The organism is Marinobacter sp. UBA5687 (genome assembly GCF_002420325.1).
GTDB lineage: Bacteria > Pseudomonadota > Gammaproteobacteria > Pseudomonadales > Oleiphilaceae > Marinobacter > Marinobacter nauticus.
The window spans coordinates 543-11,155 of record NZ_DIHV01000062.1 but is presented as its reverse complement, the minus strand read 5'-3'; the positions used below and the strand labels follow the sequence as shown (position 1 = coordinate 11,155).

At 56.8% G+C, this 10,613-nt stretch carries 11 protein-coding genes; 6 read left to right on the top strand and 5 right to left on the bottom strand.

Going from position 1 to position 10,613, the window contains the following annotated elements; translation table 11 throughout:
* On the bottom strand, positions 1 to 1,314 hold a 1,314-nt coding region (locus B3Y70_RS06600), incomplete at its 3' end, for an intermembrane phospholipid transport protein YdbH family protein (RefSeq protein ID WP_288589438.1).
* A gap of 121 nt (positions 1,315 to 1,435) precedes the next feature.
* Here B3Y70_RS06600 and B3Y70_RS06595 point away from each other — a divergent pair.
* From B3Y70_RS06595 to B3Y70_RS06570, 6 genes are all read left to right on the top strand, one after another.
* A complete protein-coding gene (locus B3Y70_RS06595; protein WP_286895347.1) occupies positions 1,436 to 1,924 on the top strand; it encodes a hypothetical protein in 489 nt (162 codons plus the stop codon).
* 131 nt (positions 1,925 to 2,055) lie between these two features.
* The gene (gene dusA, locus B3Y70_RS06590; protein WP_286895345.1) at positions 2,056 to 3,066 is read left to right on the top strand and encodes a tRNA dihydrouridine(20/20a) synthase DusA; all 1,011 of its coding nucleotides are present in this window, start codon (positions 2,056 to 2,058) and stop codon (positions 3,064 to 3,066) included.
* 117 nt (positions 3,067 to 3,183) lie between these two features.
* On the top strand, positions 3,184 to 4,149 hold the full coding sequence (tal, locus tag B3Y70_RS06585; protein WP_153740422.1) for a transaldolase: 966 nt from the start codon (positions 3,184 to 3,186) through the stop codon (positions 4,147 to 4,149).
* Between the two features lie 26 nt (positions 4,150 to 4,175).
* Complete coding sequence (locus B3Y70_RS06580; protein WP_153740423.1) at positions 4,176 to 4,625, top strand: TerB family tellurite resistance protein; 450 nt, start codon at positions 4,176 to 4,178, stop codon at positions 4,623 to 4,625.
* Between the two features lie 14 nt (positions 4,626 to 4,639).
* Positions 4,640 to 5,767, top strand: a complete 1,128-nt coding sequence (locus B3Y70_RS06575; protein ID WP_278351335.1) for a 3-deoxy-7-phosphoheptulonate synthase — start codon at positions 4,640 to 4,642, stop codon at positions 5,765 to 5,767.
* Positions 5,764 to 6,537 (top strand): glycerophosphodiester phosphodiesterase, encoded by a 774-nt coding sequence (locus B3Y70_RS06570; RefSeq protein ID WP_199452208.1) that lies wholly within the window; start codon positions 5,764 to 5,766, stop codon positions 6,535 to 6,537. The genes B3Y70_RS06575 and B3Y70_RS06570 overlap by 4 nt, the downstream gene beginning before the upstream one ends.
* Before the next feature lie 28 nt (positions 6,538 to 6,565).
* On the opposite strand, the gene sthA is transcribed toward B3Y70_RS06570, so the two are convergent.
* The 4 genes from sthA to nqrF form a co-directional block, all read right to left on the bottom strand.
* Positions 6,566 to 7,957 carry a Si-specific NAD(P)(+) transhydrogenase gene (sthA, locus tag B3Y70_RS06565; RefSeq protein WP_011785397.1) on the bottom strand — a complete coding sequence of 464 codons (1,392 nt, stop codon included), beginning with the start codon at positions 7,955 to 7,957 and terminating at the stop codon, positions 6,566 to 6,568.
* A gap of 72 nt (positions 7,958 to 8,029) precedes the next feature.
* Positions 8,030 to 8,272 (bottom strand): (Na+)-NQR maturation NqrM, encoded by a 243-nt coding sequence (gene nqrM / locus B3Y70_RS06560; RefSeq protein WP_153740426.1) that lies wholly within the window; start codon positions 8,270 to 8,272, stop codon positions 8,030 to 8,032.
* Positions 8,273 to 8,284: 12 nt separating this feature from the next.
* Entirely contained in the window at positions 8,285 to 9,334 is a 1,050-nt protein-coding gene (locus B3Y70_RS06555; protein ID WP_011785399.1) for an FAD:protein FMN transferase, read from the bottom strand.
* A gap of 9 nt (positions 9,335 to 9,343) precedes the next feature.
* Positions 9,344 to 10,570 (bottom strand): NADH:ubiquinone reductase (Na(+)-transporting) subunit F, encoded by a 1,227-nt coding sequence (gene nqrF / locus B3Y70_RS06550; RefSeq protein ID WP_153740428.1) that lies wholly within the window; start codon positions 10,568 to 10,570, stop codon positions 9,344 to 9,346.
* Positions 10,571 to 10,613 lie beyond the last annotated feature (43 nt).

The window sequence follows — 10,613 nt, the reverse complement described above, 5'->3', positions numbered from 1 at the left end:
CTGCCCGCCACGAAGATCCGGATTTTCACCTTCCAGCCTCAGGCCGAGTGCCAGCTTGCCCTCTTCATCGTAGTCTATCGTGCTCTCCAGCACCGAATAGTGAAAGTTTTGCAAAGCTTGCACCACCAGCTCCATGGCATCGCTGCTGCCCAACATGGCCTGCAGGCGTTCTGCCGGCATGATAAGTTTGCCACCAGGCGATACCGCCCTTAGTGCGCCCTGGTCTACTCGCACACCAGCGTCGGTCACCGCGACCGGAATCCTGCCCGTTAATGAGCTAGTGCCGGAGAAGCCCTCTGCCGGATACACCTGCAGCAGTCGTTCCAGAGAAAGATCGTAGACATCAATGGGAACATGCCAGGGCCGATTCGAGAGATCCACAGTGCGCGGCGCTACGCGAAGCCGGCCACCCAGAAACTCGGCCGTTGCCTGCTGAACGGCAAGCTGCCCCCTGAGCGGCGCAGCCAGGTTGGCTTCGTAATCCGCCAGGAGCTGAATCGGCCCAATGCCGATTCCGGAGTCGATTTCGCCTATCCGGATGTCTCGCAGGGCGGCGGTTAATCTGTCCGCTTCCAGGGCAAACATCAGGCGTCCGTTCAGGTTGGTGACCGCCGTGCGGTCCATTACCCCGGAAACGTCAGCAAGGTCTAGCCAGGCATCCGCCGTCAGCGGTTCATTAGACTCCACCCCGAGATTTGCCTGAAGTGTCAGTTCACCGCTGTCCAGGGAGAGCAATTCCGGCCAGTGCAAGAGGGTGGCCGCCAGCGCTTCTCCTGCGTTCTGCGCAGCCATGGTCGTGCTGATGCCGGCAGTGAAGTTGCTCGCCGACCGGTTACGCAAGACGAGATTGGCTGTCAGGCCGGAGCTGGCATTCAGTTTTCCCGCCAGCTCCAGATCTGCCAGCGTTCCGCTCACCTCTCCCTCAAACCACCAGCGTTGGGGCTTCAGGCTCGGGTGGCGGATTTCCGCTACGTCGATGCGCACATTTCCGGAGATGCGGGTGCGTTCCGGCAAAGCACCCGGTGCGCCAAGGTTAACCGTTACCTCGGTATCCGCGAGATTCAGCTGGACATCAATTAACTCTCCGGGGGTGTTTCCGGATTGCCGGGCAATGCGGGCTATTGTCAGCCGGGAACCCGGGCGGAAGGTAACGTCAACCTGCTCATTACTTGCCTCAACGGAATTGACGATATCTGCGTGAATGCCAGTCGCTTTCCAGCCTGCTATTTCGTAATCGGGCAGGGCCAGGTCCATCCGGCCTTGCTGGAGAGTGAACGCCCATGGGGTGGCGTTTGCGGGCAAGCCGAAAGTCATCAGGGATAAAACACCTGTCAGCCCCATCAAACAACGCCAAAGACTTAACCATCGTGTGCTGGCTTGGTGATATGATCTTCGTCCATCGTGATAAACATCCCGACAACGCAAGGATCGCGTGATGAATTGCCTCAGAATAACCAACCTTGTTCTGTTCTCCCTTTTTCTGATTGCCCCATCCATCTCCGTGGGTGGATGGCTGAACCCTCACTATGAGGTCTATCCCGAGTGCACAGAGCCTGCCAAAGTAAATGGTCTCGACCTCCTGAAGCTAACCAAGGGAGGACAGCTGTTTATCGCCCTCGCCACTCCCGAGCTTGATGCAACAGAATCCATTATCGCCCGCCGCCACGGTTTCCGGGGGGTCATATTTGACCGTGACCTTTTCAATGATGAGCGCCCAATGCCCGCGGGGCAAATTCTCTTCACCGGAACAGTGGTTCGGCGCGACAGTAGTGTATTTGAGAGGGTCCTGGGCGGCTCTCCGGGAGATAGCTTCTATTATGTTGTGGAGCTGGCCTCAGGCCAGTACTTGCTCCACCCCGAATCCTTTGATGATTCAGGCTTACAGGTCTGCGATGAGCTACAGAGAGATATGGAGCAGGAATAAAACTCTTTAACCATCACCTCCCCCACAAGCGTGGTCAAGGAAAAACGCATTTCGGAAAACCCGCCTGACCACCTCCAGTTGGGCGTGTTAACATCCTTTGCTAACTTTTCAGATTTCCGGATTTTCATTCCATGTCGTCTCATCCCCTCCCCTCCAGTCTATCCCGCCGCTTCTGCGTCGCCCCCATGATGGACTGGACAACCCCGCACTTTCGTTACCTGGCCCGCATCCTCAGCAGGCGGGCCCTGCTTTATACAGAAATGGTCACCACAGGGGCGCTGATCCATGGCGATACCGAGCGCTTTCTGCGCCACGATGCCTCAGAATATCCACTGGCGCTTCAGCTTGGCGGCAGCGACGCTAACGAGTTGGCCCATTGCGCACGGCTGGCGCAACAGTTCGGGTTCAGCGAGGTTAACCTGAACGTGGGTTGCCCCAGCGACCGGGTGCAGAACAACATGATCGGCGCCTGTCTGATGGGCCATCCAGACAAGGTAGCAGAGGGCGTGGCCGCAATGATTGAGGCCACCGACCTTCCGGTTACGGTAAAGCACCGCATTGGTATCAACGGCCGGGAATCCTGGGACGAGCTGTGCGAGTTTATTGAAACCGTGGCCGCAGCCGGCTGCAAGACATTCATTGTGCATGCCCGTATTGCCGTTCTTGAAGGCTTGAGCCCGAAGGAAAACCGGGACATTCCGCCGCTCAAATACGACTGGGTGTATCGCCTGAAACAGGCCTATCCGCACCTGGAGATTATCATCAATGGCGGCATCAAAACCTTCGAGGACTGCCATGAGCATCTGGCCCACACCGATGGCGTGATGCTGGGGCGAGAGGCCTACCACAATCCCTGGTTGCTGGCCGAGGTAGACACTGAACTATTTGGTGAGCCACCGGCCGTTACCAGCCGCCATGAGGCCCTCCGGGCCATGTTCCCGTTCATTCAGCAGGAGCTGGACCGGGGCGCGTACCTCACCCACATTACCCGCCATATCATGGGCCTGTTCCTGGGGCAGCCGGGGGGACGGCAGTTCCGCCGTCATCTGAGTGAGAATGCCAACAAACCCGGCTCCGGGCTGGAAGTGGTCGAACAGGCGCTGGCGAAAGTCAGAGAACCGGAACCCAGTTTGGAAACCTGATCGCCACCATACCTTTTGTTGTCTTGTTACTGTCGTAAGCTGCCGTTATTGTAGGAGTTAAAAGGGCATTGTGGATGAATGCCCGGATAACACCGAACCATCGGGATGACAGGACGAATGAACAGCAAACTCGAACAGCTTAAAACCATGACCACGGTTGTGGCCGACACCGGCGATATTGATGCTATCCGGCAGTGGCGCCCGGAAGACGCCACCACCAACCCTTCCCTGCTGCTGAAGGCCGCGGCCTCAGAGGCGTATCGCCCCATGCTGGAAAAGGCCGTGGCCTATGCGGCCAAGCACGGTGGCTCGGATGCCGAACAACTTACGGTCGCAACCGACATGTTGGCAGTGCTGGCTGGCAAGGAAATTCTCGGGCTGATTCCGGGCGTGGTCTCCACCGAGGTAGATGCCCGGTTGTCCTTCGACACCTCCGCCACTCTGGAGCGTGCCCGCCGCCTGGTGGACTTTTACGACCGCCAGGGCGTGGACACTAACCGTGTTCTGATCAAGATTGCCTCCACCTGGGAGGGTATCCGTGCAGCAGAGCAGCTTGAGAAGGAAGGCATCCGCTGCAACCTGACGCTGCTTTTCTCTTTTGTGCAAGCAGTGGCGTGTGCCCAGGCCGGCGCCCATCTGATTTCACCGTTCGTGGGCCGTATCCTCGACTGGCACCTGGCCAGCTCCGGGCGCGACAGCTATCCGGCCGAGGAAGATCCTGGCGTACTTTCGGTTTCACGCATCTACAATTACTACAAGGCCAATGGCTTTAATACGGTGGTAATGGGTGCCAGCTTCCGCAACACCGGCGAAATCGAGATGCTGGCCGGCTGCGACCGGCTCACCATCAGTCCGGCACTGCTGCAGGAGCTCAAGGATGATCAGGGCACTCTGGCCAGGAAACTCAACCCGGAGACGGCTTCCTCGCCCGACAAGCCGGGGCAGATTAACGAGAAGCAGTTCCGCTGGGAATCCAACGAAGACGCCATGGCCACCGAGAAGCTGGCTGATGGCATTCGCCGTTTTGCGGCAGACCAGATCGAACTGGAGCACCGGGTTCGCCAGCTCGCGCAGGCGGCCTGACATTTGTTGAAACAAAGTAACTGACCATGATCGAACGCCTGAAGAAACTGTTTTCCGTTGCCGAGTCGGAACCGGTCAAGCCGGATGCACACCAGCTGGCCGTGGCGGCCACTGCCTTGATGGTGCAGCTGTCACGGGTGGATAACCAGGAAGATGAGCGAGAACTTAAGACCATTGTGGACTGCGCGGTTAAGGCTCATCAGATTACCCGGGAAGAGGCTGAGGAAATCCTGAACGATGCCCTGGCCCACGCCGAGGACGCCACGTCGTTGTATCAGTTTACCGGGCAGATTAACGATCATCTGGATCAGCAACAGAAGCAGTCCCTGTTGGAGAGTATCTGGCGGGTTGCCTTTGCCGACGGCCGTATCGACAAATACGAGGAACACCTTATTCGCCGCATGGCAGACCTGCTGCATCTTAATCATCGCGAGTTCATGCAGGCCCGGCACCGGGCGGAAGAATCCGCATCCTGATTCAAGGAGATTCCATGTTAGCCATTCTTCACCCCAACACCGCGCTCGATAGTGAAGCCTATCGCCAGACCATGGAATACCTGGAAAACCTTCCGGGCGTCAGCATCCGGGTACACGAAATTCAGGGTGCCAGCCAGCGACTGACCGAAATCTACCTGCTGGGCGACACCAAATCCCTGGAAAAAGCAGAAATTGAAGCCCTGCCGGCGGTGGAACGCGCCATCCGGATTTCCGAGGATTACCGGATTCTTGGGCGCCACAAGGATGACCAACGCCAGAGTGGGTTTACTTATAACGGCGTGGAGTTCAGCCAGAACAACCTGAACATTTTCGCCGGCCTTTGCGCGGTGGACGTACCCGAGCATGTGGAAATGATGCTGCAGGCGCTGGAAGACAACGGTGAGGTATGTACCCGAATGGGTGCCTACAAGCCGCGCACCAACCCTTACTCCTTCCAGGGCCACGGCAAGGGCTGCCTGCCCTGGGTGTTCGAGAAAGCAGGCAAGCATGGCATCAAGGTGATTGCCATGGAAATCACCCATGAAAGCCATATCGAGGAAATCGACACCTGCCTGGAAAAACTCGGCCGGCCAACCGGCGTGATGTTGCAGGTAGGCACCCGCAACACCCAGAACTTCGAGCTGCTCAAGGCCATTGGCCGGCAGAGCACCTACCCGGTGCTCCTGAAGCGTGGTTTCGGTATCACCCTGAACGAATCCCTGAATGCAGCCGAGTATCTGGCCAGCGAGGGCAACGCCAACGTCATTTTCTGTTTACGCGGTATGAAAACCGAGGCCGGCCTGCCCCACCGCAATATGGTGGACTTTGCCCATGTGCCTGCGGTCAAACGCCTGACCCGCATGCCGGTGTGTGTGGATCCGTCCCACTCCGTGGGCAGCCGGGACCAGTCACCGGATGGTATTCTTGATGTGATGCACGCAACCGCACAGGGCGTCGTTGCCGGTGCAAACATGGTGCTGGTGGACTTCCACCCGAAACCGGAGAAAGCTCTGGTAGACGGCCCTCAGGCGCTTCTGATGAACGAATTACCGGCCTACCTGGAAGATATTCGCCTGTGCCACGAGACCTGGAAGAAACGCCAGGCCATCTACCAACGCCTCAGGGAAACTACAGCAGAATGATCGTTTATGGTCACCGTGGAGCCAAAGGAGAGGCTCCAGAAAACACCATGCCTGGCTTCATCCATGCCCACCGGCATGGTATCCGGCATTTTGAGCTGGATCTGGTGCTGTCTAAAGACGGCATTCCTGTGCTGGTGCACGATCTGACCGTGGACCGCACCACCGGCCAGAAAGGCAGTGTCGGCAAGTATACCGCCGCCGAACTGGCCGAGATGGATGCGCGCCGCAATACCAGCTCATGGTCCCGGAAAACCGGCATTCCCTCGCTGGAGAATCTGCTCAATCAGTTTGATGACATTGAGCACCTTCAACTGGAAGTGAAAAAGGATACACGGCACAGGCTGAACATCCTGTGCAATCGCCTGACCGAGATCATCCAGCGCCGGGATTTGTACCAGACGGCCGCCATCACCTCTTCCGATCCCTGGTTTCTGCGAGAAATCCGGCGGCGCGACAAAAACATACGCATCGGCCTGGTAGCCGAGCGCAAGTTTCCCAAGCCACTGAACCTGGCCACCCGGCTGGGCTGCGAATATTTCTGTGTGAACTGGAAAATACTAACCAAAGGCATGGTCGAGACGGCACATCGGCGGAATATGCATGTCTCTACCTGGACGGTTAACCGTATCCACGACATGCTGCTTCTGGAAGAGATGGGGGTCGACAGTATTATCACCGATTACCCCACCAGCACCCGTATGTTTTTCGACAACCGGGCCAAGGCGGTGTTGAACCTGCCGATACGGGAAATCTCACCAGAGCCCGCCTGAAGCAGGGCTCTGGTGGGCAACGGTCTGATCAGAAGATTCGGTTCAGGCCGTTCAGGGCAGCTACCCGATAGGCTTCCGCCATGGTCGGGTAGTTGAAGGTGGTGTTGATAAAGTAGTTCAGGGAATTGGCTTCCCCTTCCTGGTTCATGATGGCCTGGCCGATGTGAACGATCTCGGCGGCCTGGTCACCAAAGCAGTGGATACCCAGAATTTCCCGGGTTTCCCGGTGGAACAGAATCTTCAGCATGCCCACGGCTTCACCGGTAATCTGCGCCCGCGCCAGATCCTTGAAGAACGCCTGGCCAACATCGTACGGCACCTTGGCCTCGGTCAGTTCCCGCTCGGTCTTACCAACAGAGCTGATTTCCGGGATGGTATAAATGCCGGTAGGCACGTCGTCCACAAAGCGGAAATACTCATCCTGAGTAATATCAGACGAAGCGGCTCGCCCCTGGTCGTAAGCGGCACTGGCCAGGCTTGGCCAGCCAATCACATCGCCGGCAGCATAGATATGCTCGACTTCCGTGCGGTAATGCTCGTCTACCGCCAGCTGGCCCCGGCTGTTCGGTGTCAGGCCCACGTTCTCAAGCCCCAGATTCTCGGTATTGCCGCTACGGCCATTACACCACAGGAAGGCATCGGCCCGAATCTTCTTGCCGGATTGCAGTGACAGTACAACGCCGTGATCGTCACCTTTCACGGATTCATACTGCTCATTGTGGCGAACCAATACACCGTTGTTACGCAGGTGGTAACTCAGGGCATCGGAAATTTCATCATCCAGGAACGACAGCAAGCGACTGCCCGGGTTGATCAGGTCTACCTTCACACCCAGTCCAGCAAAGATGGAGGCGTATTCCGACCCAATGACACCGGCACCGTAGATAATCAGGGTACGCGGGGTGTGGGACAGATTCAGAATGGAGTCTGAGTTGTAGATCCGATGATGACGGAAGTCGACATCGGGCGGCAGGTACGGGCGGGAACCGGTGGCAATGATGGCCTGCTTGAAATGGATGGTTTCCACGGACTTGTTGCCACGGATTTCCAACCGGTGCTTGTCGACAAATGCGGCACGGCCGTTGATAAGGTCTACCCGGTTACGGGAATAGAACTGAGTGCGCAGCTTCACCTGTTTGCCAATCACCTTCTGGGCGTTCTGCAATACCCGCGGAAAAGAGAACCAGCGCGGTTCACCAATGTCCCGGAACATCTGGTTGGTGTTGAAGGTGATGATTTGCTTGACCGAGTGACGCAGCGCCTTGGACGGAATGGTGCCCCAGTGGGTGCAGTTACCGCCAACCGTAGGCTTGTCTTCAATGATGGCGACGCGCCTGTTGTGCTTCGCCGCATTCATTGCCGCCCCTTCTCCCGAAGGACCGGCGCCAATAACCACCACGTCGTAATGATGCTCTGCCATGCGCGCACTGACTCCTTATCTACACTCTGAAAGCGTAGCTATAGTTATTAATGTATTGTTGGCCGGGAGCGGTTACTTGTCGCCCTTGGTGGCATCGTATGCCAGGTCTTCCGCTTTTACTGGCTCATCGGAGCCGCTCCGGCTCTCTTCGCATTTCTGGGTATTACCGCCGCAAATCTCACAGGAAGTACTGATTCCCAGAGCGCCAATACCACCGCAGGTTCCGCTGATCGGCTTTCGACCGAAAATCACACCGATCGACATACCGGCAATCAGCAGCACCACAATAAACAACACCAAAAGAAAGGTACCCATTACTGCCCTCCTTTACTGGACAAGGTAAGACGAGAACGCCGGTGTTTGGTGGGTTTCAAAGCCGTTGTCTCCCCTCACAATAAAAAATGCGGGAATGTTTTCACGGGTTGCCAGGCCCATGGCCTTGTCAAAACCCATCACATTAAAGCCGGTTGCCAAGGCATCTGCCGTCATACAGTCTTCTGCAATAACCGTAACCGATGCCAGTCGATGACCAATCGGCTTTCCCGTCTCAGGGTCTATTGTATGGGAGTACCGCTGGCCGTTCGATTCGTAATAGTTACGATAATCGCCGGACGTCGCCATGGCCTGAGCATCCAGCGCCACCACACTATTTACTGCCCGGCCCTGCTCTATCGGTTGCTCAATAGCCAGACGCCAGGCGGTACCGTCCGGCTTGCGTCCATTGGTACGCACTTCGCCGCCCACTTCCACAAGGTAAGCGCCAACACCTTCACTGTCGAGGTAACGGGCCACCGCATCCACGCCATAGCCCTTGGCAATACCCGACAGATCAATGTACTGGGGCTTCTCGCTGCGAATGGCACTGGCCAATTCATCGAACTCCAGGTGCTCCCAACCGGTGCCACCAAGTACGGTGTTCAGTTCATCGTCGGAGGGTATCTGTTCAGGCCGCGCCTTGGGCCCAAACCCCCAGAGATTCACTACCGGGCCAATGGTCACGTCGAACGCCCCACCCGTCAGTTCAGCAATCTCGACTGACCGCCGGATAACCTCGAACAATGCCGGCGAAAGCTCAATCCACTCCGACTGGTCCCGCAGACTGTTCAGTTGAGACAGCTCGGAATCCGGCTTCCAGGTCGACATGGCATTGTCCACCTGATCCAGCGTGCTCTCGATGCCCTTGGCCAGAGTCTGAAGCCGTTGCTCATCTTCTGGCAATACGACGTTAATGTGATAGGTCGTCCCGAAAATCCCGCCAGAGATCTCCCAGACTTTTTCTTCTTCCTGAAACGAACAACCCGCCAGGGTGGCCAGAGCCAGCGCCATAAAGACGCTGACCACGGCTACCCTGGCGGGTCGAAACATGCGGGATGTCATGCGGTCTGATTAACCTCCGAAGTCATCCAGCATGATGTTCTCGTCTTCTACACCAAGATCTTTCAACATCTTGATCACAGACGCGTTCATGATTGGGGGTCCACACATGTAGAACTCACAGTCTTCCGGAGCCGGATGGTCCTTCAGATAGTTTTCGTACAACACATTGTGGATAAAGCCGGTGGGGCCATCCCAATCGTCGCTCGGCAGCGGATCTGAAAGCGCAACATGCCACTCGAAGTTGTCGTTCTCGGCTGCCAGACCGTCGAAGTCTTCCACATAGAACATTTCGCGCACGCTACGGGCGCCGTACCAGAAGCTGATCTTACGCTTGGAGTTCAGACGCTTGAGCTGGTCAAAGATGTGAGAACGCATCGGTGCCATACCGGCGCCACCACCGATAAAGACCATTTCCGCATCGGTTTCCTTGGCGAAGAACTCACCAAACGGCCCCATGACGGTAACCTTGTCGCCCGGCTTCAGGTTAAACACGTAAGTGGACATGATGCCCGGCGGATGATCGGTGCCAGGAGGCGGCGTGGCAATACGGATGTTGAACTTGAGAAGACCTTTTTCTTCCGGGTAGTTCGCCATGGAATAGGCCCGGATGGTTTCTTCCTTGTTCACGCCCTTGTAGCGCCAGATATCGTGCTTGTCCCAGTCTTCGTGGAACTCTTCCTCGATGTTGAAATCCTTGAACGGAATTTCATACGGAGGACACTCCAGCTGCACGTAACCGCCAGCGCGGAAATCCACTTCCTCGCCTTCCGGCAGTTTCAGTACCAGTTCCTTGATGAAGGTGGCCACGTTGTGGTTGGAGATAACCTCACATTCCCACTTCTTCACACCGAAGAACTCTTCAGGCACTTCGATCTTCATGTCCTGCTTCACAGGAACCTGGCAAGACAGGCGCCAGCCTTCTTTTTCTTCACGATTAGTGAAGTGGGTCTTTTCCGTGGGCAGCATGGCGCCACCGCCGTCCAGAACCTTGCACTTGCACTGGGCACAGGTACCGCCACCGCCACAGGCAGAGGACAGGTAGATGCCGCTGTTGGCCAGAGTACCCAGCAGCTTACCGCCCGCGGCGGTCTTGAGCGTGTGCTCGGGGTCGTCGTTGATCTCAATGGTCACGTCACCGGTGCTTACCAGCTTGGAGCGGGCTGCGAGGATAACCGCAACCAGCGCCAGAACGATAACGGTGAACATGACCACGCCGAGAATAATTTCTGTATTCATGGTCTCGCCTTTTCGTTAAACCGAATCACCGGGTGAATTACAG